The sequence below is a fragment of the Pseudomonas sp. 7SR1 genome, from assembly GCF_900156465.1.
Classification (GTDB): domain Bacteria; phylum Pseudomonadota; class Gammaproteobacteria; order Pseudomonadales; family Pseudomonadaceae; genus Aquipseudomonas.
In genome coordinates this window covers 610,573-635,394 of sequence record NZ_LT707064.1, presented here as the reverse complement: position 1 = coordinate 635,394, position 24,822 = coordinate 610,573, and the positions used below count along the sequence as shown (strand labels likewise).

The 24,822-nt window shown below is 60.6% G+C and carries 23 protein-coding genes; 11 read left to right on the top strand and 12 right to left on the bottom strand.

Features of this window, described 5'->3' with window-relative positions; translation table 11 throughout:
* Positions 1–126: 126 nt before the first annotated feature.
* The 5 genes from BW992_RS03085 to BW992_RS03065 all read left to right on the top strand — a co-directional run bounded on the left by BW992_RS03085 (position 127) and on the right by BW992_RS03065 (position 4,161).
* A complete protein-coding gene (locus BW992_RS03085; protein ID WP_072388492.1) occupies positions 127–1,122 on the top strand; it encodes a TRAP transporter substrate-binding protein in 996 nt (331 codons plus the stop codon).
* A 66-nt stretch (positions 1,123–1,188) separates the two neighbouring features.
* The gene (locus BW992_RS03080) at positions 1,189–1,821 is read left to right on the top strand and encodes a TRAP transporter small permease (RefSeq protein ID WP_072388490.1); all 633 of its coding nucleotides are present in this window, start codon (positions 1,189–1,191) and stop codon (positions 1,819–1,821) included.
* Positions 1,818–3,101: a C4-dicarboxylate TRAP transporter large permease protein DctM gene (gene dctM, locus BW992_RS03075; protein WP_072388488.1), complete on the top strand. Its 1,284-nt coding sequence runs from the start codon at positions 1,818–1,820 to the stop codon at positions 3,099–3,101. The genes BW992_RS03080 and dctM overlap by 4 nt, the downstream gene beginning before the upstream one ends.
* A 200-nt stretch (positions 3,102–3,301) precedes the next feature.
* A complete protein-coding gene (locus BW992_RS03070) occupies positions 3,302–3,529 on the top strand; it encodes a hypothetical protein (RefSeq protein WP_072388486.1) in 228 nt (75 codons plus the stop codon).
* A 170-nt stretch (positions 3,530–3,699) separates the two neighbouring features.
* Positions 3,700–4,161: a hypothetical protein gene (locus BW992_RS03065; RefSeq protein ID WP_072388484.1), complete on the top strand. Its 462-nt coding sequence runs from the start codon at positions 3,700–3,702 to the stop codon at positions 4,159–4,161.
* Between the two features lie 186 nt (positions 4,162–4,347).
* On the opposite strand, the gene BW992_RS03060 is transcribed toward BW992_RS03065, so the two are convergent.
* The 9 genes from BW992_RS03060 to BW992_RS03020 form a co-directional block, all read right to left on the bottom strand.
* On the bottom strand, positions 4,348–5,328 hold the full coding sequence (locus BW992_RS03060) for a peptide ABC transporter ATP-binding protein (RefSeq protein ID WP_072388482.1): 981 nt from the start codon (positions 5,326–5,328) through the stop codon (positions 4,348–4,350).
* A complete protein-coding gene (locus tag BW992_RS03055; RefSeq protein WP_072388480.1) occupies positions 5,328–6,296 on the bottom strand; it encodes an ABC transporter ATP-binding protein in 969 nt (322 codons plus the stop codon). Before BW992_RS03055 ends, BW992_RS03060 begins: the two co-directional genes overlap by 1 nt.
* Positions 6,297–6,306: 10 nt before the next feature.
* Positions 6,307–7,218: an ABC transporter permease subunit gene (locus BW992_RS03050; RefSeq protein WP_072388478.1), complete on the bottom strand. Its 912-nt coding sequence runs from the start codon at positions 7,216–7,218 to the stop codon at positions 6,307–6,309.
* Positions 7,219–7,228: 10 nt separating this feature from the next.
* Complete coding sequence (locus tag BW992_RS03045) at positions 7,229–8,239, bottom strand: ABC transporter permease subunit (RefSeq protein ID WP_072388476.1); 1,011 nt, start codon at positions 8,237–8,239, stop codon at positions 7,229–7,231.
* Positions 8,240–8,314: 75 nt separating this feature from the next.
* Complete coding sequence (locus BW992_RS03040; RefSeq protein ID WP_072430746.1) at positions 8,315–9,910, bottom strand: ABC transporter substrate-binding protein; 1,596 nt, start codon at positions 9,908–9,910, stop codon at positions 8,315–8,317.
* Between the two features lie 75 nt (positions 9,911–9,985).
* The gene (locus BW992_RS03035) at positions 9,986–11,401 is read right to left on the bottom strand and encodes an OprD family porin (RefSeq protein WP_072388472.1); all 1,416 of its coding nucleotides are present in this window, start codon (positions 11,399–11,401) and stop codon (positions 9,986–9,988) included.
* 171 nt (positions 11,402–11,572) lie between these two features.
* The gene (locus BW992_RS03030) at positions 11,573–13,174 is read right to left on the bottom strand and encodes an ABC transporter substrate-binding protein (protein ID WP_072430747.1); all 1,602 of its coding nucleotides are present in this window, start codon (positions 13,172–13,174) and stop codon (positions 11,573–11,575) included.
* Positions 13,175–13,489: 315 nt separating this feature from the next.
* The gene (locus BW992_RS03025) at positions 13,490–15,115 is read right to left on the bottom strand and encodes an ABC transporter substrate-binding protein (RefSeq protein ID WP_072388468.1); all 1,626 of its coding nucleotides are present in this window, start codon (positions 15,113–15,115) and stop codon (positions 13,490–13,492) included.
* Between the two features lie 255 nt (positions 15,116–15,370).
* On the bottom strand, positions 15,371–16,972 hold the full coding sequence (locus BW992_RS03020) for an ABC transporter substrate-binding protein (RefSeq protein WP_076405568.1): 1,602 nt from the start codon (positions 16,970–16,972) through the stop codon (positions 15,371–15,373).
* 399 nt (positions 16,973–17,371) lie between these two features.
* Between BW992_RS03020 and BW992_RS03015 the strand changes: the two genes are divergently transcribed.
* Positions 17,372–17,656 carry a type II toxin-antitoxin system Phd/YefM family antitoxin gene (locus tag BW992_RS03015; RefSeq protein ID WP_072388464.1) on the top strand — a complete coding sequence of 95 codons (285 nt, stop codon included), beginning with the start codon at positions 17,372–17,374 and terminating at the stop codon, positions 17,654–17,656.
* The gene (locus BW992_RS03010; RefSeq protein ID WP_072458692.1) at positions 17,622–17,930 is read left to right on the top strand and encodes a Txe/YoeB family addiction module toxin; all 309 of its coding nucleotides are present in this window, start codon (positions 17,622–17,624) and stop codon (positions 17,928–17,930) included. Before BW992_RS03015 ends, BW992_RS03010 begins: the two co-directional genes overlap by 35 nt.
* 188 nt (positions 17,931–18,118) lie before the next feature.
* Here BW992_RS03010 and BW992_RS03005 read toward each other — a convergent pair whose 3' ends face one another.
* Entirely contained in the window at positions 18,119–18,835 is a 717-nt protein-coding gene (locus BW992_RS03005; RefSeq protein WP_072430748.1) for an SIMPL domain-containing protein, read from the bottom strand.
* Between the two features lie 227 nt (positions 18,836–19,062).
* On the opposite strand from BW992_RS03005, the gene BW992_RS03000 reads away from it, so the two are divergent.
* The 4 genes from BW992_RS03000 to BW992_RS02985 all read left to right on the top strand — a co-directional run bounded on the left by BW992_RS03000 (position 19,063) and on the right by BW992_RS02985 (position 23,684).
* Entirely contained in the window at positions 19,063–20,325 is a 1,263-nt protein-coding gene (locus tag BW992_RS03000) for an ATP-binding protein (RefSeq protein WP_072388458.1), read from the top strand.
* On the top strand, positions 20,318–20,878 hold the full coding sequence (locus tag BW992_RS02995) for a response regulator transcription factor (RefSeq protein ID WP_025211826.1): 561 nt from the start codon (positions 20,318–20,320) through the stop codon (positions 20,876–20,878). Before BW992_RS03000 ends, BW992_RS02995 begins: the two co-directional genes overlap by 8 nt.
* An 88-nt stretch (positions 20,879–20,966) precedes the next feature.
* Positions 20,967–22,694, top strand: coding sequence for an ABC transporter ATP-binding protein/permease (locus BW992_RS02990; RefSeq protein WP_072388455.1), 1,728 nt, complete (start codon positions 20,967–20,969; stop codon positions 22,692–22,694).
* Positions 22,695–22,937: 243 nt separating this feature from the next.
* Positions 22,938–23,684 carry a FadR/GntR family transcriptional regulator gene (locus tag BW992_RS02985; protein ID WP_072388453.1) on the top strand — a complete coding sequence of 249 codons (747 nt, stop codon included), beginning with the start codon at positions 22,938–22,940 and terminating at the stop codon, positions 23,682–23,684.
* A gap of 203 nt (positions 23,685–23,887) precedes the next feature.
* Here the strand turns inward: BW992_RS02985 and BW992_RS02980 are convergent, their stop codons facing one another.
* A complete protein-coding gene (locus BW992_RS02980) occupies positions 23,888–24,238 on the bottom strand; it encodes a hypothetical protein (protein ID WP_072388451.1) in 351 nt (116 codons plus the stop codon).
* Positions 24,239–24,287: 49 nt separating this feature from the next.
* The gene (locus tag BW992_RS02975; RefSeq protein ID WP_072388449.1) at positions 24,288–24,719 is read right to left on the bottom strand and encodes a hypothetical protein; all 432 of its coding nucleotides are present in this window, start codon (positions 24,717–24,719) and stop codon (positions 24,288–24,290) included.
* Positions 24,720–24,822 lie beyond the last annotated feature (103 nt).

Genomic DNA, 24,822 nt, shown 5'->3' with positions numbered 1-24,822 from the left:
CAACCGTTTGAAAATCTTCATCGCCCTCCGGCAAGCCGTTTTTCTGCCTAGACTCAGATTGTTTCGCCGTGCACCGCGTTTTGAATGAGCCGTACGAAAAAAATAAAACCAAGAGGAAGTCCTGCCATGTTCAAACCTGTATGGAAAGCGCTCGTCTGCATGTTGGCCCTCAGTGCGTTGAGCACGGTCATGGCCGCAGATCCGGTGGTCATCAAGTTTTCCCATGTGGTCGCCGAGCAGACGCCCAAAGGCCAAGGCGCGCTGATGTTCAAGAAACTCGTGGAAGAGCGGCTGCCAGGCAAGGTGAAGGTGGAGGTCTACCCCAACTCCTCGCTGTTCGGCGACGGCAAGGAAATGGAAGCCCTGCTGTTGGGGGACGTGCAGATGATTGCGCCCTCGCTGGCCAAGTTCGAGCAGTACACCAAGACGGTGCAGTTGTTCGACCTGCCGTTCCTGTTCGATGACATTGCCGCGGTGGACCGTTTTCAGTTGAGCCCCGAGGGGCAGAAGTTGCTCAAGTCCATGGAGAGCAAGAACATCACGGGTCTGGCTTATTGGCACAACGGGATGAAACAGTTGTCGGCCAACAAACCGCTGCGCGAACCCAAGGATGCGCGTGGCCTGAAATTCAGGGTACAGGCTTCGGCTGTTCTGGAGGAGCAGTTCAAGGCCGTCAATGCCAACCCGCGCAAGATGAGTTTTGCCGAGGTGTACCAAGGGTTGCAGACCGGTGTGGTCAACGGTGCGGAAAACCCGTACTCGAACATCTACAGCCAGAAAATGCATGAAGTGCAGAAGTACATCACCGAGTCCAACCACGGCTTACTCGACTACATGCTGATCACCAACACCAAGTTCTGGAACGACCTGCCGGCTGACATCCGCACTGAGCTGGACAAGATCCTGGTCGAAGTCACTGCCCACGTGAACAAGGAAGCGGCGCAACTGAACGAGCACGACAAGCAGCGCATCCTCGACGCCAAGACCACCGAGATCATTACGCTCACCCCGCAAGAGCGCAACGCATGGCGCGACAAGATGAAGCCGGTGTGGAAAAAGTTCGAAAGCGATATCGGCGCTGACCTGATCAAGGCGGCCGAAGCCTCCAACAAGGCCCAGTGATTGGTTGGCCGCGCTGCCGTCCGGCAGCGTCGGCCTGTCGTCGTCTTCCACAGCAGAGGTCACGCCATGAACGCCCTTCGGCGCACCTGGGAACATTTCGAGGAAGGGTTCATCGCCTTCCTCCTCGCCGCCATGACGCTGGTTACCTTCGTCTATGTGGTGCTCAACAATCTCTACAGCGTCTTCTACAGCCTGGGTGACCGTTGGCCGGGCGCCAGTGAGCTGCTGTTCGCCACGGGCGATTCCATCATGGCCATGGCTCAGGCCATGACCTGGAGCACGTCCCTGACCAAGGCACTGTTTGGTTGGCTGATTTTTTTCGGGCTGTCCTACGGTGTCCGCACCGCCGGGCACATCGGTGTCGATGCGTTGGTGAAACTGGCCAGCAAGCCGGTGCAACGCTTCATCGGTGTCATCGCTTGCCTGTGCTGCCTCGCTTACGCCGGGTTGCTGGCGGTGGCGAGCTTCGAATGGATCAACACCCTGATGATTGCCCAGATCGGCGCCGAGGACCTGGGCCATTTCGGCATCATGCAATGGCACATCGGCCTGATCGTGCCGGTCGGCTTCGCCCTGGTGTTCATCCGGTTCGCCGAAATTCTTGTCCGGATCCTGGGTAATCGCCAGACGGGCCTGGGCCTGGCCGATGAAGCGGCCGAAGCCGTCAAGCTGACCGAACACGAGGAAGACAGACCATGACCATTGCCTTCCTGTTCGTGGCGCTGTTCGTGCTGATGTTCATCGGCGTGCCCATTGCGATTTCGTTGGGGTTGGCCGGTTCGCTGACCATCATCTTCTTCAGCCCCGACTCGGTGCGTTCGCTGGCGATCAAGCTGTTCGAAACGTCCGAACACTATACGTTGCTGGCGATTCCATTCTTCCTGCTGGCGGGTGCGTTCATGACCACGGGCGGCGTGGCACGAAGGCTGATCGATTTCGCCAACGCCTGCGTCGGACATATCCGTGGCGGGCTGGCGATCGCGGCGGTGCTGGCGTGCATGCTGTTTGCGGCACTCTCGGGCTCCAGCCCGGCAACCGTGGCGGCGGTTGGCTCCATCGCCATTGCGGGGATGGTGCGCTCGGGTTATCCACAGGCGTTTGGGGCGGGCATCGTGTGCAATGCTGGCACCCTGGGGATATTGATCCCGCCATCGATCGTCATGGTGGTCTATGCCGCCGCGACAGAAACGTCGGTGGGCAAGCTGTTCATGGCCGGTGTCGTCCCAGGCCTGCTGCTGGGGTTTGCATTGATGGTGGCGATCTACATCGTCGCGGTGAAGAAAAACCTGCCGGCCATGCCCAGGGCGACACTGCGGGAGTGGCTGAGCACCGCGCGCCAGGCGATCTGGGGCCTGTTGCTGATGGTCATCATTCTTGGCGGGATCTATTCAGGAATGTTCACACCGACCGAGGCGGCCGCCGTGGCTGCGGTGTACTCGGCGTTCATCGCATTGTTCGTCTACAAGGACCTCTCGTTCCGCGAGACGCCCAAGGTGCTGCTGGAATCGGCCAAGTTGAGCATCATGTTGATGTTCATCATCGCCAACGCCATGCTCTTCGCTCATGTGCTGACCACCGAGCAATTGCCGCAGCAAATCACCGCGTGGGTGCTCGATGCCGGCCTGACCCCCGTGACGTTCCTGCTGGTGGTGAACATCGTGCTGCTGATTGCCGGTGCGTTCATGGAGCCTTCGGCGATCATCCTGATCCTGGCACCGATCCTGTTTCCCATCGCCATGAAGCTGGGCATAGATCCGATCCACCTGGGCATCATCATGGTCGTGAACCTGGAAATCGGCTTGATCACGCCGCCGGTGGGGCTGAATCTGTTCGTCACGTCGGCCGTGACCGGCATGTCCCTGCCCGCCACCATTCGGGCGGCCATGCCCTGGTTGATGATTCTGCTGGCGTTCCTGGTCCTGATTACCTATGTGCCGTGGATTTCCCTGGTGCTGCCTAACTGGATGGGCATGAGCTGAGCCTGATTCTGTCGGGAGACCGGCCTGCGGGCCGCTACACAGCATAACGCTTGGAAATAAGCGTTATTCGAAAGTGGTCTGTAGGTTCAGGGCATTCTGCCTCGGGTTGCGCGTCCTAATCCTTAGGAGCCAGCCTCTAGGGGAGTGGTATCCCGGATGCCGTCGGGTCACGGCTTCATTTCAGACAAGAGGAATCGGCTATGAACAGGTTTCTGCACATGATGTTCGTATTGAAAGTGCTGGTGATGCTGTCCCTCGGTTCATCGCTCGCCTGGGCCGAGTGCGATGAACATGACAAGCAGGCGCTCAATGGCCAGGTGACGCAGGGCGCGATGATGATCGCGACGAATGACGAAGGGACATCCGGCGATACGGACGATGACGACTCGTCCATCGATACGGATGAAGAGGGCGATAGCCAGACCTGATCCAGGCGTCGCGGTTCGCTGCTTTCAATAAAAAACGCCCTGGTAACAGGGCGTTTTTTATGTGTGCGTCCGGGTAAACCCATCATTCACTGTCAGGTCTGACAGTAGACGCTTGTGCGGTTGGCTCTTATAACTCGAATGCGATTCAGCTGGGAGTGGAGAGCAGAAAAATGAGCATCAACGACCAATCAGCACAAGCGATGGGATACTTGAAGGGATGGGTAGGCGGCGTCGCGTTTGATTCAACTTCGCTCACGTTGATGGCTGACGAGAGCAGTGAGGATTTTGTGATCCAGGCCAGTTGGAGAGGCGGCGATGGGCGTCAGAGAGAGCTGATCTTCTATATTCCCGAGCGCGGTCGGGAGCCGAAGGTCTATCGGTTTCCTTCTATTGAAGGCGCGGGCGCCTACTATGAGATCGCGGGAGAGCGAACCATGGACTGGCAGGGCGGTTCCATTACCCGGGAGCGGGTGGATTTTACGTCGTCCGACTCAGCGCAATGGCAGGTGCTGCTGGGGTTCAATTTTGAAGTCAATCTCGATGGGCAGGCTGTGTGGATTAAAGGAGAGGGGCAGGCCATTGGGGCATCGCCCTGGGGTAAGAGCATGCGTCAGCGGTTTGCCTTGGCCTGAACCCTGTGGCGAGGGGATTCATCCCCGCTGGGCTGCAAAGCAGCCCCCAAAACTTCAGACATGATTTTTGTCTGGAACATTGAATGGTCAGTTTTCAGGGGGGCTGCGCAGCCCAACGGGGATGAATCCCCTCGCCACAAGGGCGGTGTGTCATTGATAGACAATACCGCCCTTCCAATCAGGCTCTTATGCCGCACCGCCGAGGAACTGCTCGGCGTAGTGACACGCTACCTGACGGTTATCCAGCAGGCGCAGGGCCGGCTCTTCGGTCTTGCAGCGCTCGGTGGCGTAAGGGCAGCGCTTGTGGAAGGCGCAGCCGGGTGGCGGGTTGAGCGGGTTGGGCAGCTCGCCGACGATCTTGATCTTCGGCTTGTTCGGGTCCGGATGGATGGTCGGGGTAGCCGACAGCAGCGCCTGGGTATACGGGTGCAGCGGGCGGCTGTAGATGGCTTCCTTGGGGCCCATTTCCACCGGACGGCCGAGGTACATCACCATCACATCGTCAGCGACGTGCTGCACCACCGCCAGGTTGTGGGAAATGAACACATAGGCGGTGTTGAATTCCTGCTGCAGGTCCATGAACAGGTTCAGCACCTGGGCCTGGATCGAAACGTCCAGGGCCGAAGTCGGTTCGTCCGCCACCAGTACCTTGGGCTGCAGCATCATGGCGCGGGCCAGGGCGATGCGCTGGCGCTGGCCGCCGGAGAACATGTGCGGATAGCGCTGGTAATGCTCGGGGCGCAGTCCCACCTGCTTCATCATCGCCTGGACTTTTTCCCGCCGTTCGGAAGCCGACAGGCTGGTGTTGATCAACAACGGCTCGGCCAGTTGATCGCCGATCTTCTGCCGTGGGTTGAGGGACGCATAGGGGCTCTGGAACACCATCTGCACGTCCTTGCGCAACTGCTTGCGCTCGGCCTTGTTGGCGCCGGCCACTTCCTGCCCGGCGATTTTCAGGGAACCGGCGGTCGGCTCCTCGATCAGCGTCAGGGCCCGGGCGAGGGTGGATTTGCCGCAACCGGATTCGCCCACCACGGCCAGGGTCTTGCCGGCCTCCAGTTCGAACGACACGCCATTGAGGGCGCGCACGGTGGCGTGGCCCTTGAACATGCCGCGGGACACTTCGTAGTGACGGGTCAGGTCACGGGCGGTAAGTACGACGGCCATCACGCCACCTCCTGGTTCAACGGGTAGAAGCAGCGGGCGAGGCTGTTGGTTTTCGGGTCGAGGGCGGGACGTTGCTGGCGGCAGTTATCCTGCACGTACGGACAGCGCGGCGACAGCAGGCAGCCCTGGGGACGGTCGTAGCGACCGGGGACGATGCCCGGCAGTGTGGCCAGGCGCTCGGCACCCATGCTGTGTTCCGGAATCGCCGCCAGCAACGCTTCGCTGTACGGGTGGGCGGGAATGTCGAACAACTGCGGGACCTTGCCCACTTCCACGGCCTGCCCGGCATACATCACGCACACGCGCTGGGCGGTTTCGGCCACCACGGCTAGGTCGTGGGTAATCAGCACGAGACCCATGTTCTGCTCTTTCTGCAACGCCAGCAGCAGGTCCATGATCTGGGCCTGGATGGTCACGTCCAGGGCGGTGGTGGGTTCGTCGGCGATCAGCAGCTTCGGTTCGCCGGCGATGGCCATGGCAATCGCCACGCGCTGGCTCATGCCACCGGACAGTTGGTGAGGGTAGGCGTCCATGCGGTTGGCGGCGCCGGGGATCTCGACTTTTTCCAGCAGTTCGATGGCGCGCTTGCGGGCCGCCTTGCCGGTCATCTTCAGGTGCAGGCGCAGCACTTCCTCGATCTGGAAACCCACGGTATAGCTGGGGTTGAGCGCGGTCATCGGGTCCTGGAACACCATCGCCAGGTCCTTGCCGACAATCTGCCGACGCTGGCGGCTGTTGAGCTTGAGCATGTTCTTGCCGTCGAAGTTCAGCGCGTCGGCCGTGACGATACCGGGATGATCGATCAGACCCATCAACGCCATCATGGTCACGGACTTGCCGGATCCCGACTCGCCGACGATGGCCAGCACTTCACCCTTTTCCACGGTCAGGTCCAGGCCGTCGACCACTGGAACGGCGTTGGCATCGCCGAAGCGGACGTTGAGATTCTTGATTTCTAGCAGTGACATGGGAATCTCCTCAGGCGGCATTCTTGAGTTTCGGGTCCAGCGCATCGCGCAGGCCGTCGCCCATCAGGTTGATTGCCAGCACGCTGAGCAAAATGGTCAAACCGGGCAGGCTCACCACCCACCAGGCGCGTTCGATGTAGTCGCGGGCCGAAGCCAGCATGGTGCCCCACTCCGGGGTGGGCGGCTGGACGCCAAGGCCGAGGAAGCCCAGGGCGGCGGCGTCGAGGATCGCCGAGGAGAAGCTCAGGGTGGCCTGGACGATCAGCGGCGCCATGCAGTTGGGCAGCACGGTGATGAACATCAGGCGCGGCAGGCCGGCGCCGGCCAGGCGTGCGGCGGTCACGTAGTCGCGGTTCAGTTCGCCCATCACCGCGGCGCGGGTCAGGCGCACGTAGGACGGCAGGGAAACGATGGCGATGGCGATCACGGTGTTGATCAGGCCTGGGCCGAGGATGGCGACGATGGCCACGGCCAGCAGCAGCGAAGGCAGGGCCAGCATGATGTCCATCAGGCGCATGATGGTCGGGCCGAGGACCCGCGGGAAGAACCCGGCGAACAGCCCCAGCAGGATGCCCGGGATCAGCGACATCACCACCGACGACAAACCGATCAGCAGCGACAGGCGCGAACCCTGGATCAGGCGCGACAGCAGGTCGCGACCCAGTTCGTCGGTGCCCAGCAGGAACTGGATCTGCCCGCCTTCGAGCCAGGCCGGCGGAGTCAGCAGGAAGTCGCGGTACTGCTCGCTCGGGTCATGGGGGGCGACCCAAGGCGCGAAGATCGCGCAGAACACCACCAGGATCATGAACATCAGCCCGGCCACGGCGCCCTTGTTGCGGGAAAACGCCTGCCAGAACTCTTTGTAGGGGGACGGGTACAGCAGGCTTTGATCGACTGCTACCGAGGTAGTTGGAGTACTCATTGATTTGATCTCAGCGCTGGTGACGGATACGTGGGTTGGCAAAGCCGTAGAGGATGTCCACGACGAAGTTGACCAGAATCACCAGGCAGGCGATTAACAGGATGCCGTTCTGCACCACGGGATAATCCCGGGCGCCGATGGCTTCGATCAGCCACTTGCCGATGCCCGGCCAGGAGAAGATCGTTTCGGTCAGGACCGCGCCGGCCAGCAGGGTGCCGACTTGCAGGCCGACCACGGTCAGTACCGGGATCAGCGCGTTGCGCAGGCCGTGGACGAATACCACGCGCGCCGGCGAAAGGCCTTTGGCCCGGGCGGTACGGATGTAGTCCTCGCGCAGCACTTCCAGCATCGAGGAGCGGGTCATCCGGGCGATCACCGCCAGCGGAATGGTGCCCAGCACGATGGCCGGCAGGATCAGGTGGTGCAAGGCATCGAGGAAGGCGCCCGGCTCATCGGCCAGCAAGGTGTCGATCAGCATGAAGCCGGTTTTCGGCTCGATGTCGTAGAGCAGGTCGATCCGTCCGGACACCGGGGTCCAGCCCAGGGACACCGAGAAGAACATGATCAGGATCAGGCCCCACCAGAAGATCGGCATGGAATAACCCGCCAGGGAGACGCCCATCACCCCATGGTCGAACAGGGACCCTCGCTTGAGTGCCGCGATCACCCCGGCCAGCAGGCCCAGGATACCGGCGAACAACAGGGCGGCCATGGACAGTTCCAGGGTCGCGGGAAACAGGGAGCTGAACTCGGTCCATACGCTTTCACGGGTGCGCAGCGATTCGCCGAGATCGCCGTGGGCCAGTTTGCCGATGTAGTCCAGGTACTGGGCGTACAGCGGCTTGTTCAGGCCAAGGCGTTCCATTGCCTGAGCATGCATTTCGGGATCGACCCGACGTTCGCCCATCATCACTTCCACGGGGTCGCCGGGGATCATGCGAATCAACGCGAAGGTCAGCAAGGTGATGCCGAAGAACGTGGGGATCAATAATCCCAGTCGGCGGGCAATAAAACTAAACATCTTCAGGTGTACCTCATCAGCCGGTTAGGCGTGCCCGGCAGCCCTGGGGTCAGGGATGCCGGGGCATCTTCTTATCTACTTCACCTGGGTGGTGGCGAAGTTATTGGTGGTGAGCGGGCTAATGGAGTAGCCCTCTACGTTCTTGCGCATTGCCGTGAACATCCGGGTGTGGGCCATGCTGATCCATGGCTGGTCCTGGTTGAAAATCACCTGGGCCTGTTCATAGAGCTTGATCCGCTCTTCGGGGTTCACTGTGGCGCGGGCCTGGTCGATCAGCGCCTGGAATTTCTCGTTGCACCAGCGGGCGTAGTTTTCGCCGTTCTTGGCCGCCTCGCAACTGAGCATAGGCGTCAGGAAGTTATCCGGGTCGCCGTTGTCGCCCGCCCATCCGGCGGACACCATATCGTGCTCGCCGTTTTTCGCGCGCTTGAGCATTTCGCCCCATTCCATCACACGGATGTCCACCTTGAGCCCGATCTTGGCCAGGTCGGCCTGCATCATCTGTGCGCCGAGCATCGGGTTGGGGTTGGTCGGGCCGCCGCCGTTGCGGGTGAACAGGGTCAGCACGGTGCCTTCCGGCACGCCGGCTTCCTTGAGCAACTGGCGGGCCTTGTCCAGGTCCCGCGGCGGGTTCTTCAGCTCATGATTGAAGCCCAGCAGTGTCGGCGGGTACGGGTTGACGCCGACGGTGGCGTTGCCTTTGCCGAACAGGGCATTGACGTAGGCTTCCTTGTCGAAGGCGATGTCGATGGCCTTGCGGACCCGGACGTCGCTCAGGTACTTGTGCTGGGTGTTCATGGCAACGTAGGACACGGTCATGGCGTCCAGTTCATCGACTTTCAGGTTGGGGTCTTTCTTGATGCTTGGAATGTCATCGGGCTTGGGATACAGCGCGACCTGGCATTCGTTGGCCTTGAGTTTCTGCAGGCGGACGTTGTTGTCGGTGGCGATGGCCAGTACCAGGGCATCGGCCGGCGGCTTGCCGCGGAAATAATCCGGGTTGGCCTTGAAGCGTACCTGGGCATCCTTGTTGTAGCGCTGGAAGACGAACGGCCCGGTGCCCACCGGCTTGCTGTTGAGATCGCCGGTCTTGCCGGACTTGAGCAGCTGGTCGGCGTATTCGGCCGGGTAGATCGAGGAGAAGGCCATGGCGATGTCGGCCAGGAACGGCGCTTCGCGACGGGTCAGGCTGAACTTGACCGTGTGTTCGTCGACTTTCTCGACGCTTTTGAGCAGCTCTTTGAAACCCATGCTTTCAAAGTAGGGGAAGCCCACGCTCGACAGCTTGTGCCACGGGTGGTTCGGGTCCAGCTGGCGCTGGAAACTCCAGACCACGTCGTCGGCGTTCATGTCGCGGGTCGGCTTGAAGTATTCGGTGGTGTGGAACTTGACGCCCTTGCGCAGGTGGAAGGTGTACGTCAGGCCATCGTCACTGATGTCCCAGGATTCGGCCAGGGCCGGAATCACTTCGGTGGTGCCGGGCTTGAAGTCGGCCAGGCGGTTGAAAATGGTTTCTGCCACGGCGTCGGCAGTGACTGCAGTCGTGTACTGGACCATGTCGAAGCCTTCCGGGCTGGCTTCTGTGCAAACCACGAGGGGCTTGGCCGTGGCGCCAACGGCGACACTCAGCAACGCGGCGGCGATGGCTGCGCGTAGGGGAATCATGTTCATCGTCAAATCCTCTGCAATCGATGTAACGGTAAAGCCGGGCGGCCGACCTCGTGAGTCGACCGCCCGGCGCAGGGTTTACAGAATGTTGAACGGGATGGTGGTGACCAGGCGGAACTCGTTGAGGCTGCCGTCGGCCTGGTTTTCACTGGCGCGGTGGGCAGTATAGGTCGCTCGGATAGCAGTGGCTTTCAGAGGGCCGCTCTGCACGGCATAGGACGCGCCGATGCCGTATTCGTAGTGGTGTTCACCGTCCATCGCCCGCACATCGCTATATCCGGTGCTGTTGTAGTGGGTACCGTCGATACCCCAGCCGCGCGCCTGGTAGATGTTGAACTTCAGGCCAGGCACGCCGTACTCGGCCATGTTCAGGCCGTAGGCGATCTGGAAGGATTTCTCGTTCGGGCCGTTGAAGTCCGACAGCAGGGAGTTGGCCAGGTAGATGCCGTTGGTCTCGTGCAGGTAGTCGAAGTACTCGTTGCCGTTCACTTCCTGGTAGGAGAACGTCAGGCTGTGGGCCTGGTGGGTCAGTCCGAACGACAGGGAGTAGGTGTCGTTGTCGATCTCGCCCAGCTTGCTTTTGCCCGAGTCCACGGTCTTGTAGTAGTTCAGGCCGGTGGTCAGGCTCAGCACCGAGCTGTCCCCCAGCTCATGGGTGGCGCCAAAGTAGTACTGGTTCCACATGTCCTCGGCTTCGGTTGCCCAGAGACTGGTCTTCAGGCTGGCCAGTGGCTGGTAGGTGATACCGGCGGTGTTGACGTGATCGGTCTCGACACTGCTGTCGCCGTATTCGGAGCGGAACTTGCGCTGGCTCTGTTCGGTACGTGGCGAGTTACGGTCGAAGGTGGCGATATCGAAAGCCAGGTTCTCGAACTCTTCACTGTGCAGGCTCACACCCTGGAAGCTGGAGGGCAGTGCACGGTTGCCGATGACGTCGACCATCGGGCTGCTGAAGTTCTGGCGGCCGGCGGTCAGGGTGGTATTGGAAACGCGCGCCTTGACGTTGGCCAGGCCCAGTTTGCTCCATTGGCCGACGGCGTCGCCGCCTTCACGGGTCAGCGTACGGTTGTTGCCGGCGCCAGGACGGGTGGTCGGGGCACCGCCGTTGTTGGACGCCAGGTCCTTGCGGTCCTGGTCCAGGGCGATGGCGTTGTAGGCCGCCAATTCGGTGCTGAAGCCCACGGTACCTTCGGTGAAACCGGAGTTGTACTTGACGATGGTGCCTTGTACCCAGTTGATGCGGCGGTCGGTCTCACGGGCTTCGCCGTTCTTGCGATAGGTGAGTTTCGTACCGCGCTTGAACTGCTCGTTGGCATACCAGTTACGGGTAGTGCCGGTCACCGATTGCCCTTCGATGAAACCAGTGGCTTCACTTTGCGCGCTGGTGGTCTTGAGGGTCACGGGAGTGACCGCCTGGCTCTGCGACTCCGCATAGGCGGTCGCGGTAACGCTGCTGATGGCCAGGGCCAGTAACGCGCTGCTGCTTAATTTCATTGTGAAGCTCCTTTTTCTTTCTTTATTTAACGCCGGTCTTTTTTGGTGATACGGCTTTGGTTTTACAACTCATCACAGTTCGCAAACGTTTGCTGGGTGTATGAATGGCGAATTCAGGCAAAACGGCTGCATGAGGGTCCCGCAAGGGACCCCCGCCAATGCATGGTTGGGTTATGGCGCCAGGCTGACGCCGGAGAACACGTTGCGTCCGAAGGGGCTGACCTTGAATCCTTCGACTTTGGCGCTCAACGGCTGGTTGACCGTCGAGTGAGCGACAGGGGTGATCGGCACTTGCTGCTTGAGCAACTGCTGGGCCTGTTTGTAGAGCACGGTGCGCTGGTCGCGGTCGGTGACGACCTTGGCCTGCTTGATCAGCTTGTCGTAGTCCTGGTCGCACCACATGGAGTAGTTGTTGCCACCGATGGCATCACAGCTGTACAGCGTGCCGAGCCAATTGTCCGGGTCCCCGTTGTCGCCCGTCCAGCCGATCAGGCTGATGTCGTGTTCGCCGTTCTTGGTGCGCTTGATGTACTCGCCCCATTCGTAGCTGACGATCTTCACTTTCAAGCCGATCTTCGCCCAGTCGGCCTGGAGCATCTCGGCCATCAGCTTGGCGTTGGGGTTGTAGGGGCGCTGCACGGGCATGGCCCACAGGGTGATTTCGGTGCCTTCCTTGACCCCGGCGGCCTTGAGCAGCTCCTTGGCTTTTTCCGGGTTGTAGGGCGCGTCCTTGATGGTGTCGTCGTAGGACCACTGGGTCGGTGGCATGGCGTTCTGTGCCAGTTGCCCCGCGCCCTGGTACACGGCATTGAGGATGCCCTGCTTGTTCACCGCCATGTCCAGTGCCCGGCGTACTTCGACCTGGTCGAACGGTTTGTGGCGAGTGTTGTAGGCGATATAGCCAAGGTTGAAGCCGGGTCGTTCGATCAACTGCAGCTTGGGGTCGTTCTTCAGCGCCGGCACGTCGGCCGGGCGCGGATGCAGGGTGACCTGGCATTCGTTGGCCTTGAGCTTCTGCACCCGCACCGAAGCGTCGGTGTTGATGGAGAAGATCAGGTTGTTCAGCTTGACCCGCTCCGGCGCCCAGTACTGCTTGTTGGCCACGTAGCGGATGTTGGAATCCTTCTGGTAGCTCTTGAACTCGAAAGGCCCGGTGCCGATGGGTTTCTGGTTGATGTCGCTCGGCTTGCCGTTCTTGAGCAACTGGTCGGCGTACTCGGCCGACAGGATCGAGGCGAAGCTCATGGCGATGTTCTGGATGAACGCGGCGTCCACGCTGTTGAGGGTCATGACCACCGTCAACGGCCCGGTCTTTTCCACCTTGGCGATGTTCTTGTTCAGGCTCATGCCGTTGAAATAGGGGAACTCGGTGGGGTAGGCCTTGCGGAACGGATGCTGCGGATCGAGCATGCGGGTGAAGGTGAACACCACGTCGTCGGCGTTGAAATCCCGGGTCGGGGTGAAGTAGTCGGTGGTATGGAATTTCACGCCTTCGCGCAGGTGGAAGGTGTATTTCAAGCCGTCTTCGGAAATGTCCCAGCTCGTCGCCAGGCCTGGGACGACATTGGTCGCGCCCTTTTCAAACTCGGCCAGGCGGTTGTACAGCGGTTCGGCGGCATCGTTGTCGGTGGCGGTGGTGTATTGCGCCGTGTCGAAGCCGGCGGGACTGCCTTCGGAGCAGAACACCAGGCTGCCGTTGGCGGCCAGGGCCGCGGATGTCGTGGCCAGCAGGCCGGTACTCAGCAATGCGGATAAAACCAGGGTATGGCGCATGACGCTCCCTCTCTCGTTCGGGGTGTTTGACAGTGAGGCGGCAACCTTCCGAAGGGCCGGGTCACTGGGTTCATTCCATTGCGTGCAGCGATGACACAGGTGCCGGCAGATCGACCAGGATTCGACGGTATGAGTCGCGAGCCGGGTCGTAAATGCGTAACGCCTGAAAGACTTGTAAGAAAGGGCGATAGTCCTGGTCTTGCTGTCAGGCTTGCAAAAGTGCAGCCTGGGACAGGGCCTGAGGGACGTAGGCGATTTCCTGGGTCTCGGCAGATAAAGCAACGGCGACGTCAAGAAACGTCGCCGTTGCATACCTTATTTGTCGACGCTGACACCGTAGAAGGAGTTCAAGCCAAACGGGCTGATCTTGAAGTCCTGCACATTGGTGCGCATGGGTTGGAACACCGTCGAGTGAGCGATAGGTGTCATCGGCACCGCATCCTTGAGGATGTGTTGTGCCTGTTTGTACAGCTCGGTGCGCTTGGACTGGTCCGAAGTGCGCTTGGCCTGCTTGACGATGTCGTCGAACTTCTTGTCGCACCACTTGGAGAAGTTGTTGCCCTGCAGCGAGTCGCAACCGAACAGCACGTTGAGCCAGTTGTCCGGGTCACCGTTGTCGCCACTCCAGCCGATCAGCATCGCGCCGTTCTCGCCGCCCTTGGAACGCTTGATGTACTCGCCCCACTCGTAGGTCACGATCTTGGCCTTGATGCCGATCTTGGCCCAGTCGGACTGCAGCATTTCGGCCATCAGCTTGGCGTTCGGGTTGTAGGGGCGCTGGACCGGCATCGCCCACAGGGTGATCTCGGTGCCTTCCTTGATGCCCGCTTCCTTGAGCAGTTCCTTGGCTTTCTCGGGGTTGTACTGCGCATCCTTGATGGTGGTGTCGTAGGACCACTGGGTAGGCGGCATGGCATTGACGGCCAGTTGGCCGGCGCCCTGGTACACCGAATCGATGATCTGCTGCTTGTTGACGGCCATGTCCAGTGCCTGGCGCACCTTCAGCTGGGCCATCGGGTTGGGCTGGTCGCTGCCCTTGATCTTGTCCATCACGTTGTAGGCGATGTAGCCCAGGTTGAAGCCCGGTTGGTCCGGCATCTTCAAGTTCTTGTCTTCGCGGATGGCCTTGAGATCGGCCGGACGCGGGAAGAGGGTGACCTGGCATTCGTTTTTCTTCAGCTTCTGGATACGCACCGACGGGTCGGTGGTGATGGCGAAGATCAGGTTGTCGATCTTCACGTCATCCGGGTTCCAGTATTCCTTGTTGCCGGTGAAGCGGATGTTCGAGTCTTTCTGGTAGCTCTTGAAGACGAACGGACCAGTGCCGATGGGCTTCTGGTTGATGTCGGCGGGCTTGCCTTCCTTGAGCAGCTGAGCGGCGTATTCGGCCGACTGGATGGAGGCGAAGTGCATGGCCATGTTCTGGATGAACGCAGCGTCGACGGCATTGAGGGTGAACCTGACGGTCTTGTCGTCCAGCTTCTCGACCTTGGCGATGTTGGTGTCCATGCCCATGTCGGTGAAGTACGGGAATTCGGTCGGGTACGCCTTACGGAACGGATCGTCCTTGCTGATCATGCGGTTGAAGGTGAACAGCACGTCATCGGCGTTGAAGGTACGGGTCGGCTTGAAGTACGGGGTCGTATGGAACTTGACGCCTTCACGCAGGTGGAAGGTGTAGGTCAGGCCATCTTCGGAAATGTCCCACTTGGTCGCCAGGCCCGGGATCACGGCGGTACCGCCACGCTCGAACTGGGTCAGACGGTTGAAGATGGTTTCGGCTGAGGCGTCGAAGTCGGTTCCGGTGGTGTATTGACCCGGGTCGAAACCGGCCGGGCTGCCCTCGGAGCAGAACACCAGGTTAGCCGCCGCTTGGGCGAAGGGTGCGCTGGCTAATAAGCTGGCGCCGACTAAAAACGGAATGACCGCGTGTTTAAGCATGTTGGCCTCATGATTTGTTGTCATTTTTGGATTTGAGGGCGACCTCGTGAGTCGTCCTGCGGATACTTATGCAGGCCCCATACCCAATGCAAGATCCAGAGCGGTTGCAAATCTGAAACAGTGGCACGAACGTACCTTAATGTCGCATCTGTGTAACTTCTGACGCGGTTGATCGTTTGCGCGGGTTTTTTCGGTGCAAAACGCGCCCTTTATCGGTGCGCGGCGGCGTGGCCGGGCACCGGTTCGGGGCGGGTTTTACTTGTGCAAACCCACGCCGTAGAAGGGTGTCAGGCCAAACGGACTGAGCTTGAAATCCACCACCTGTTTGTTTATCGGTTGGAACACCGTGGAGTTGGCAATGGGGGTGATGGGCACCTGTTGCTTGAGGATCTGCTGCGCCTGGCGATACAGGTCGATCCGTCGCTGGCGGTCGGTGGAGACCTTGGCTTGCTGGACCAGGCGGTCATAGGCCGGGTCGCACCACTTGGCGTAGTTGCTGCCCTTGACCGCCGCGCAACTGTAGAGCACCCCCAGCCAGTTGTCGGGGTCGCCGTTGTCGCCGGTCCAGCCGTAGATCATCGCGTCGTGCTCGCCGTTCTTGGCGCGCTTGATGTACTCGCCCCACTCATAGCTGACGATGTTGGCCTTGATGCCGATCCTGGCCCAATCCTGTTGGATCATCTGCGCCGACATCCGGGCGTTGGGGTTGGAGGCGCGCTGCACCGTCATCGCCCATAAATCGATGGTAGTACCTGGCGCAACCCCGGCCTCCTCGAGGAGCGCCTTGGCCTTGGTCACGTCATGGGGCGCATCGCGTATGGCCGGATCGAACGACCATTGCGCCGGCGGCAAGGCGTTCTGCGCCAGTTGGCCGGCGCCCTGGTAGACAGCCTTGATGATCGCCGGCTTATCGATGGCCATGTCCAGTGCCTGGCGGACCTTGAGCTGGTCCAGGGGCGGGTGCGTGACGTTGTAGGCCAGGAAGCCCAGGTTGAATCCCGGCTGCTTGAGCACTTGCAGGTTGGGGTCCTGTTCCATCACTTCGATGTCGGCCGGACGCGGGTAGCCGCTGACCTGGCATTCGTTGCGCTTGAGCTTCTGCAGGCGCACGGCGGCGTCGGGGGTGATGGAGAAGATCAGGTTGTCGATCCTCACATCCTCGGGTTTCCAGTAGGCCTTGTTGCCGGCGTAGCGGATCTGCGAGTCCTTCTGGTAGCGCTTGAACACGAACGGGCCGGTGCCGACCGGTTTCTGGTTGAGGTCGCCGGCCTTGCCTTCCTTCAATAGCTGCGCGGCGTATTCGGCGGACTGGACCGAGGCGAAACTCATCGCCAGGTTCTGCACGAAGGCCGCATCGACGTTGTTCAAGTCGAAGCGTACGGTGTGCTGGTCGATTTTCTCGACGCGCTTGATCGTGGTGTTCAGGCCCATGTCGGTGAAGTACGGCGACTCGGTGGGGTAGGCCTGGCGGAACGGATGCTGCGGGTCGAGCAGGCGCTGGAAGGTGAACAGCACGTCGTCTGCATTGAACTCGCGGGTGGGGGTGAAATAGTCGGTGGTGTGGAACTTGACGCCCTCGCGCAGGTGGAAGGTGTAGGCCAGGCCGTCGGCCGACACCTCCCAGCTTGTCGCCAGCCCCGGTTCCACCTCGGTGCCACCGCGTCTGAATTGGGTGAGGCGGTTGAAGACGGTTTCGGCCGAGGCGTCGAAGTCGGTACCGCTGGTGTACTGGCTGGGGTCGAATCCGGCGGGGCTGGCTTCGGAGCAGTAGACCAGGGTGGTGGCGGCCTGGGCCATTGGAATGCTGCCGATCAGGGCGAGGGTGAGTAGGAGTGGTTTGAAGGTGGTTCTGTCCATGAAATCCCTTGGCGGTGGTGACGATTTTCCTGAGGGTAGCGGTTGGGGTGGGACGGGGGAAATAGCCAAAAGTGCGAGGGACTGGTGGGTTTGGATATACCGTGCAGTGCTTGAAGGCATTTCGTACGAGTCGAGTTGTCCGGCGCAGAGTTTTGAAATTGTACAGAACGTTGTACTATGTGCGCGCTCGGCCGTCATCGCTTTTGCTGGACGACTGAGAAGGCATCGAGGTTTAGCCAAGTGCCAGATTTACCTTGATACCCCCGCTTGCGGCGTGGATTCAAGGACTCCGCTTCTCAGCGGAGGAGACAAGTGCCCCGCTGTTGTTCCGCGGGAAACTCTCAAACCACCAGGGCGGTCCTGGTTTCGCCTGAGCTGGCCTCAGGAGGGAATTAGACGATGCATGTAATAACTTTCAGCCAGGCTCGTGCCGCCCTGAAGCAGACGATGGACGATGTATGCCGAGATCATGAGCCGACGGTCATCACCCGTCAGCGTGGTGATCATGTAGTGATCCTCTCCTTGGAGGACTACAACTCTATGGCCGAGACGATGTATCTGTTAGGTACAGAGTCGAATGCCACGCGCTTACGCCGTTCTGTTGCGCTGCACAAAGCCGGGAAAGCCTTTGCCAGGGAGCTTCCTTTAAATGTCGGCAAAACAGAAACAGAAGAACAAAGCTAACGCCCGCGAGAACGTGGTAATTGCATTTGTGCCAGACGGTTGGGAAGACTACCAATACTGGGACGCAAACGATCCAACCAAACACGCGACGGTAGATGAGCTTATCGAGGCCTGTCTTCGCGACCCCTTCAAGGGGGTTGGTCGACCTGAACCGTTGAAAGGGGATTTAACGGGCTATTGGTCACGCCGTATCGACAAAGAGCATCGCTTTGTCTACGCCTATGAGAATGACACGCTGACAGTCATTTCATGTCGCTTCCACTACACGAAGTAATGCCCGACAAAAAGCCCGCGGTTGCGGGCTTTTGTATTTGTGGTGCCTTGAGCGGTGGAGCTCTTGCAGAGGCCCTGCTGCCATTCATCTGACACATTGCGGTGTCAGGGGGGCTGATTGCAGCCCAGCGGGATAAATCCCCTCGCCACAAGGGCTTCTCTGGGCTGATGGCACAGTCAGTCCATCGATTACTGCATCAACACCTCAATCGCCCCATCCGCCGTCATGCTCACTTGACTGGTACCGGGTGCCACTTCCGGCGTCACGGACTCCGCATCCATGGACGCGCCTTTCATCATCATTTGCGGGCGCATGAAGGGTTGTGGATAACCGTTGGTGTTGAGGTTCAGGTTGACGATTTTGTAACCCTTGCCGCCCAAGGCCTCGGTGGCCAGTTGGGCGCGGGCCTTGAAGGCGTTGACCGCGTCCTTGAGCAGGGCGTTTTCGCTGCTCTGGCGGGTGGCGGTGGAGATGGCGAAGTCCATGCCGCCCATTTTCATGTCGGTGAGCAGTTCGCCGGTCAGCTTGGACAGGGCGGCGAAGTCGGCGCTTTCCAGGCGCAGTTCGGCGCGTTCGCGCCAGCCGGTGATTTTCTGGCCTTTGCTGTCGTAGATCGGGTAGCTGTTGCGGCTGCCCTGGCGCAGGGTGATGTCCTTGACCTGCTTGGCCTGGCCGATGGCCTTGTTCAGCGTCGTGCTGACGGCGGCGGCGAGCTTGGCCGGGTCGGCGTTCTGGTCCTCGGTGTAGAGGGTGACGATCATCAGGTCACGGGCCACTTCCTGGCTGGCTTCGGCGCGCAGGGAAATCTGGTTGTAGTGAAGCTCGTCGGCGGCCATGGCCGGCAGGCTGGCGACGGTGCCGAGGCTGACGGCGAGCAGGGCGGCGTGGCGACTGAACGTGTGCATGAAAGCTCCTTGGAATGTGGCGCAGGGGTGAGGTCCGGGCCTGCGTGAAGGATAAGACTCTAGCTTTTATGGGCGGGTTCGCACAGTTACAACTTCTATACAGATACCTGCCAGAGTGGGCAGTGTGTCATTTCGAAGCTGTGGCGCTTTGCCGCATAGCTGTCTGTGCCGCCCATGCCTTGGTTATACTCCGTGCGATTCGCCTGGAGCGCTCATCAGGAGAGCTCATGCTCGTCCCTTTGCAAATGACTTCCGCCTCTCGCCAGAACCTCTGGCGCCTGACGTTCATCCGGATCCTGGTCCTGGCCGCCCAGGCCGGCTCGGTAGGGCTTGCCTACTGGTTCGACCTGCTGCCGTTGCCCTGGCTGCAACTGGGGATCACCCTGGCCTGTTCCATGGGGCTGTGCGTGTTGACGGTCATCCGCCTGCGCACGTCCTGGCCGGTGACCGAGTTGGAATACGCGGTGCAACTGGCCTTCGACTTGTTTATCCACAGTGCGCTGCTCTACTTCTCCGGCGGTTCCACCAACCCGTTCGTGTCCTATTACCTGGTGCCGCTGACCATCGCCGCGGTGACCCTGCCGTGGCGTTATTCGCTGATTCTCTCCGGCATCGCCCTGGCGCTGTACACCTTGCTGCTGGCGCGCTTCTATCCGTTGGAAACCTTCCCCATCGCCCGGGAAAACCTGCAGATCTATGGCATGTGGCTGAGTTTCGCCCTGGCCGCGGCGGTCATCACGTTTTTTGCCGCGCGCATGGCCGAGGAACTGCGCCGTCAGGAAGAGCTGCGGGCCATTCGTCGTGAGGAAGGCCTGCGGGACGAACAACTGCTGGCCGTGGCCACCCAGGCGGCTGGCGCTGCCCATGAGCTGGGAACACCGCTGGCGACCATGAGCGTGTTGCTCAAGGAAATGCGCCAGGACCATCCCGACCCGGCCCTGCAGGACGACCTCGGCGTGCTGCAGGACCAGGTCAAGCTCTGCAAGGAAACCCTGCAGTACCTGGTGCGCGCCGCCGAGGCGAACCGCCGGTTGGACATCGACATGCAGGCGGTGACTTTCTGGCTCGACGAGGCCCTGAACCGCTGGCACCTGATGCGCCCGGAAGCCAGTTATCGCTTGCAACACCTGGGCAAGGGCGTGGTACCGCGCATGGCGCCGCCGCCGGACCTGACCCAGGCGTTGCTGAACCTGTTGAACAATGCCGCCGATGCCTGTCCCGACAACCTGGAAGTGGCGCTGGACTGGAACGCCTACGAGATGACCATCTGCATCCGCGACCACGGCGCCGGCGTGCCGCTGGCGATTGCCGAACAGATCGGCAAGCCATTCTTTACCACCAAGGGCAAAGGTTTGGGCCTGGGCCTGTTTTTGAGCAAAGCCAGCGTGACACGCGCCGGCGGCTCGGTGAAACTCTACCCCCATGAGGGAGGCGGCACGCTCACCGAGCTGCGCCTGCCCCGTGCCGACCGAGGAGACGAACATGAGTGACGAGATCCAAGTCGACGGCGAAGAGCTGCCGCACCTGTTGCTGGTTGATGATGACGCCACGTTCACCCGCGTCATGGCCCGCGCCATGTCCCGTCGCGGGTTTCGCGTCAGCACCGCCGGTTCCGCTGAAGAAGGCCTGGCCATCGCCCAGGCCGACCTGCCGGACTATGCGGCCCTGGACCTGAAGATGGACGGCGACTCGGGCCTGGTGCTGCTGCCCAAGCTGCTGGAGCTGGACCCGGAAATGCGCGTGGTGATCCTCACCGGCTATTCGAGCATCGCCACGGCGGTCGAAGCCATCAAGCGCGGCGCCTGCAACTACCTGTGCAAGCCGGCGGACGCCGATGACGTGCTGGCCGCGCTGCTGTCCGAGCATGCCGACCTCGACACCCTGGTGCCGGAAAACCCGATGTCGGTGGATCGCCTGCAATGGGAGCACATCCAGCGGGTGCTGACCGAGCACGAAGGCAATATCTCCGCCACCGCTCGCGCCCTGGGCATGCACCGGCGCACCTTGCAGCGCAAATTGCAGAAGCGTCCGGTGCGCCGCTGAACCAGCGCTGAACGGATGTTCTCCCTCTCGCGATAAATCGGGCCGATGCTCTATGATCGGCCCGATTCTTTTGATCGGGCTTTAAATCATGAATCAGAACGCTGAATATTCCGCGGTCAACGATGCGGTGCGCGGGCAGTTTTTCCGTCGTGTCTGGCAAATGACCACTCCGTACTGGCGTAGCGAGGAGAAGGGGAAGGCCTGGACGCTGCTGATCGCCGTCATCGCGCTGTCGCTGTTCAGCGTGGCGATCTCGGTGTGGGTCAACAGTTGGTACAAGGATTTCTACAATGCCCTGCAAGAGAAGAACGACACGGCATTCTGGCAACTGATCCTGTATTTCTGCGGCATTGCCGCCGTGGCGATCCTGGGGGCGGTATACCGGCTGTACCTGACGCAGATGCTCACCATCCGTTGGCGGGCCTGGCTCACCGAACAGCATTTCGCCCGCTGGCTGAACAACAAGAATTACTACCGACTGGAGCAGGGCGGCTATACCGACAACCCGGACCAGCGGATTTCCGAAGACCTCAACAGTTTCACCACCAACACCCTGGGCCTGGGGTTGGGCCTGCTGCGCACCGTGGTCAGCCTGGTGTCGTTCTCGATCATTTTGTGGGGCGTGTCGGGCAGCATCGAAGTGTTCGGCTACACCATCCCTGGCTACATGTTCTGGTGCGCCCTGGTGTATGCCGCGGTGGGCAGCTGGCTGACGCACCTGATCGGTCGCCGGCTGATCGGCTTGAACAACAACCAGCAACGCTTCGAGGCGGACCTGCGTTTTTCCATGGTGCGGGTGCGCGAAAACGCCGAGAGCATTGCGCTCTATAACGGCGAGCCCAACGAGAACCGACGCCTGAGCGGGCGTTTCGGCCTGGTCTGGCATAACTTCTGGGACATCATGCGGGTGTCCAAGCGGCTGACCTTCTTCACTTCCGGCTATGGCCAGATCGCGATCATCTTCCCATTCATGGTTGCTGCACCGCGTTACTTCGCCGGCAAGATCCAACTGGGCGAGCTCATGCAGATCAACTCGGCGTTCGGCAATGTGCAGGAGAATTTCAGCTGGTTCATCGATGCCTACGCCCAGCTCGCCGAGTGGCGCGCCACGTGCGATCGTCTGCTGAGCTTCCGCCAGGCCATGAGCGACAACGAAGAGCGGGTGCCGGCCATCGAAGTGGAGAACCAGGGCAGCCTGCTGAAGGTGGAGAACCTGGGGCTGGATGTGGCCGACGGTCGGCATCTGCTCAGCAACGCCGCCATGACCGTCGAACCCGGCGAGCGGGTGATGCTCAGCGGCCGCTCCGGGAGCGGTAAATCCACGCTGTTCCGGGCGATGGGACACCTGTGGCCCACCGGGCACGGGCGCATCCTGCTGCCGGCGGCGCGTTACCTGTTCCTGCCGCAGAAACCCTATCTGCCGATCGGCAGCCTGCGCGAAGTGCTCAGTTATCCACAGCCCGGGGATGTATACCCCAACGAGCGTTATGCACAGGTGCTGGAAACCTGTCGTCTGCCACACCTGGTTTCTCGACTGGACGAAAGCAATCACTGGCAGCGCATGCTCTCGCCGGGTGAACAGCAGCGTCTGGCCTTTGCCCGGGCATTGCTCTATGCCCCGCTGTGGTTGTACATGGACGAGGCCACGTCGGCCATGGACGAGGAAGACGAAGCGACGCTGTACCAGGCGCTCATCGATCAGTTGCCGGGATTGAGCATTGTCAGCGTCGGCCACCGAAGCAGTTTGAAACGTTTCCACCCACGACAGGTGCGCATCGAAAATGGCCAACTGGTGGAGCACACCGTGACCGCTTGATGACCATGCCGAACATTACTGTGGCGAGGGGATTTATCCCCGCCGGGCTGCGCAGCAGCCCTTGCTCTACCTATATACGCCACGGTGTTGCGCTTGATTTGATAGGGGCGCTTCGCGCCCCGGTGGGGACAATCCCCTCGCCACAACGACAATTCCCAACGAGGGCTGTACGGTAGGACGGTGATCGTACAACCACGTTGCGCTATGATGATGACCATTAGCCGCCTGCCGAGACACTGACCCATGGAAAACCCCATCGATTTACCACGCCTCCCCCGCAAGCGCCGCAGCCTGGCGCAGGAGCTGGTGACGGTGTTGTCCGAGCAGATCCGCGACGGCGTGCTCAAGCGGGGCGATAAACTGCCCACCGAGTCGGCGATCATGGAGGCCCACGGTGTAAGTCGTACCGTGGTTCGCGAGGCGATTTCCCGCTTGCAGGCGGCCGGCCAGGTGGAAACCCGCCATGGCATCGGCACGTTCGTGCTGGACACGCCCAGCCCGAGCGGTTTCCGTATCGATCCGGCCACGGTGGTCACGTTGCGTGATGTGCTGGCGATCCTGGAATTGCGCATCAGTCTGGAGGTGGAGTCGGCCGGGCTCGCCGCCCAGCGCCGCACCGACGAGCAATTGGCAACGATGCGCGCCGCCCTCGATGCCTTGAGCGAGAGCGCGGCCCACGCCACCGATGCGGTGGCCTCGGACTTCGCCTTCCACCTGGAAATCGCCCTGTCCACCGGCAACCGTTATTTCACCGACATCATGACCCACCTGGGCACCAGCATCATCCCGCGCACCCGCGTGAACTCGGCGCGCCTGGCCCATGACGACCAGCAACACTACATGGACCGCCTGAGCCGTGAGCACGAGGAAATCTACGAGGCCATCGCCCGCCAGGACTCCGACGCCGCCCGTGCCGCGATGCGCTTGCACCTGACCAACAGCCGCGAGCGGTTGCGCCAGGCCCATGAAGAGGCCCAGGCGCAGGGCTAGCTGAAAGTTGAACGATACCGACCGTCGCAACTGTCAGTCCTGACAGTTCGATCGCTGTCCCTATTTGCCCTTGACTGGCGGTGCGAATGAACGCGCCTCCCCATTGATGGGGCAAGAGGACAACGCAATGGTCAACTCCAACGATAAGCAGGTTCAGCGGCTCCCCGCACAACGGGGCTGGCGTAAGGGGACGCAGAAAGCCCCTACAGCACCAACGAAAGCTCCAGGATTTCAGAGCGTGTTGGGTTGCCAGTATTGTAGTTAATAACGGTGTACTGCATTTTGGCTGTCGCTCCAGCCGTCAGCCCTTTCTCGAACGTCGATTTTGGAATTGCGAAGCCCAGTGGGAAGCGCTGGTCAGCGGTTAAAGCAACACTGTCAGTCCAGGTATTACCGGTGCTGGTCGTCACGGTGAATCTAACCTCGTCGCCTGCCCGATGGTTTTCGTATTGTCGAACCTCTGCCTTCGCAGGGTCGGGGAGTTTGGGTACGTCAACCACACCCTCTGTGGCATGTGAGAAGTAAGGTTTTTCCAGTTGTCTCGACGTTTTCATGATGGTTTCCTTTACAGAAATGGATTGGCGCGCAGCTCGTACCATGGCCTTAGGGTACGATTTTCAACGTGATCGGCTTGGAGTTATCCGGGTCATAGCTCTCGTTCGAACACCGGTAGCGCAGCTTCACCGATGTGCCGATGTAGGCTTTCAATACATCGTTGGATACGCTCATCAACACATCCTTTCGGGGCGAAGGCACGTCGAAATCATCCGGATGAGTCTCCGGATCCTTGTCGTAGACACCCATCGCTTCAGCGTGGGTGTCTTCCCATCCAGGGTGCGTCTCGGACTCCAGGACCAACCGACACGATGAGGTGACCGAGATCTTGTTCGGATACGGAATCCGGACCGTTAGCCCATCGCCAAGCTTCGACAGGCTGACCGTCACTTCTTCGCAGAGCTGTTCGGCAGGAAATTGCGTGAGAATGGGTTTCTCGAATCTCTCTTGGGTCTTTGCACTGTCATTGTCGTCCGACATGGGGTCTCTCCTTAAGGAGTCGCCTTTGCATCAAGGGGGCGACTCACTTCCAGCTTCATTTCGAATGCAGGAAGGAACCTGACCACGCGCGACCAGCTGCTTC

Excerpts from the sequence above, each read along its gene's own strand:
- BW992_RS03000 (WP_072388458.1), top strand. The coding sequence starts at position 19,063 with ATGCTCGTCCCTTTGCAAATGACTTCCGCCTCTCGCCAGAACCTCTGG.
- BW992_RS03055 (WP_072388480.1), bottom strand. The coding sequence starts at position 6,296 with ATGTCACTGCTAGAAATCAAGAATCTCAACGTCCGCTTCGGCGATGCC.
- BW992_RS03085 (WP_072388492.1), top strand. The coding sequence starts at position 127 with ATGTTCAAACCTGTATGGAAAGCGCTCGTCTGCATGTTGGCCCTCAGT.
- BW992_RS03070 (WP_072388486.1), top strand. The coding sequence starts at position 3,302 with ATGAACAGGTTTCTGCACATGATGTTCGTATTGAAAGTGCTGGTGATG.
- BW992_RS03080 (WP_072388490.1), top strand. The coding sequence starts at position 1,189 with ATGAACGCCCTTCGGCGCACCTGGGAACATTTCGAGGAAGGGTTCATC.
- BW992_RS03045 (WP_072388476.1), bottom strand. The coding sequence starts at position 8,239 with ATGTTTAGTTTTATTGCCCGCCGACTGGGATTATTGATCCCCACGTTC.
- BW992_RS03050 (WP_072388478.1), bottom strand. The coding sequence starts at position 7,218 with ATGAGTACTCCAACTACCTCGGTAGCAGTCGATCAAAGCCTGCTGTAC.
- BW992_RS02980 (WP_072388451.1), bottom strand. The coding sequence starts at position 24,238 with ATGAAAACGTCGAGACAACTGGAAAAACCTTACTTCTCACATGCCACA.
- BW992_RS03030 (WP_072430747.1), bottom strand. The coding sequence starts at position 13,174 with ATGCGCCATACCCTGGTTTTATCCGCATTGCTGAGTACCGGCCTGCTG.
- dctM (WP_072388488.1), top strand. The coding sequence starts at position 1,818 with ATGACCATTGCCTTCCTGTTCGTGGCGCTGTTCGTGCTGATGTTCATC.
- BW992_RS03025 (WP_072388468.1), bottom strand. The coding sequence starts at position 15,115 with ATGCTTAAACACGCGGTCATTCCGTTTTTAGTCGGCGCCAGCTTATTA.
- BW992_RS03035 (WP_072388472.1), bottom strand. The coding sequence starts at position 11,401 with ATGAAATTAAGCAGCAGCGCGTTACTGGCCCTGGCCATCAGCAGCGTT.
- BW992_RS02990 (WP_072388455.1), top strand. The coding sequence starts at position 20,967 with ATGAATCAGAACGCTGAATATTCCGCGGTCAACGATGCGGTGCGCGGG.
- BW992_RS03020 (WP_076405568.1), bottom strand. The coding sequence starts at position 16,972 with ATGGACAGAACCACCTTCAAACCACTCCTACTCACCCTCGCCCTGATC.
- BW992_RS03005 (WP_072430748.1), bottom strand. The coding sequence starts at position 18,835 with ATGCACACGTTCAGTCGCCACGCCGCCCTGCTCGCCGTCAGCCTCGGC.
- BW992_RS03065 (WP_072388484.1), top strand. The coding sequence starts at position 3,700 with ATGAGCATCAACGACCAATCAGCACAAGCGATGGGATACTTGAAGGGA.
- BW992_RS03015 (WP_072388464.1), top strand. The coding sequence starts at position 17,372 with ATGCATGTAATAACTTTCAGCCAGGCTCGTGCCGCCCTGAAGCAGACG.
- BW992_RS02985 (WP_072388453.1), top strand. The coding sequence starts at position 22,938 with ATGGAAAACCCCATCGATTTACCACGCCTCCCCCGCAAGCGCCGCAGC.
- BW992_RS03010 (WP_072458692.1), top strand. The coding sequence starts at position 17,622 with ATGTCGGCAAAACAGAAACAGAAGAACAAAGCTAACGCCCGCGAGAAC.
- BW992_RS03040 (WP_072430746.1), bottom strand. The coding sequence starts at position 9,910 with ATGAACATGATTCCCCTACGCGCAGCCATCGCCGCCGCGTTGCTGAGT.
- BW992_RS02975 (WP_072388449.1), bottom strand. The coding sequence starts at position 24,719 with ATGTCGGACGACAATGACAGTGCAAAGACCCAAGAGAGATTCGAGAAA.
- BW992_RS03060 (WP_072388482.1), bottom strand. The coding sequence starts at position 5,328 with ATGGCCGTCGTACTTACCGCCCGTGACCTGACCCGTCACTACGAAGTG.
- BW992_RS02995 (WP_025211826.1), top strand. The coding sequence starts at position 20,318 with ATGAGTGACGAGATCCAAGTCGACGGCGAAGAGCTGCCGCACCTGTTG.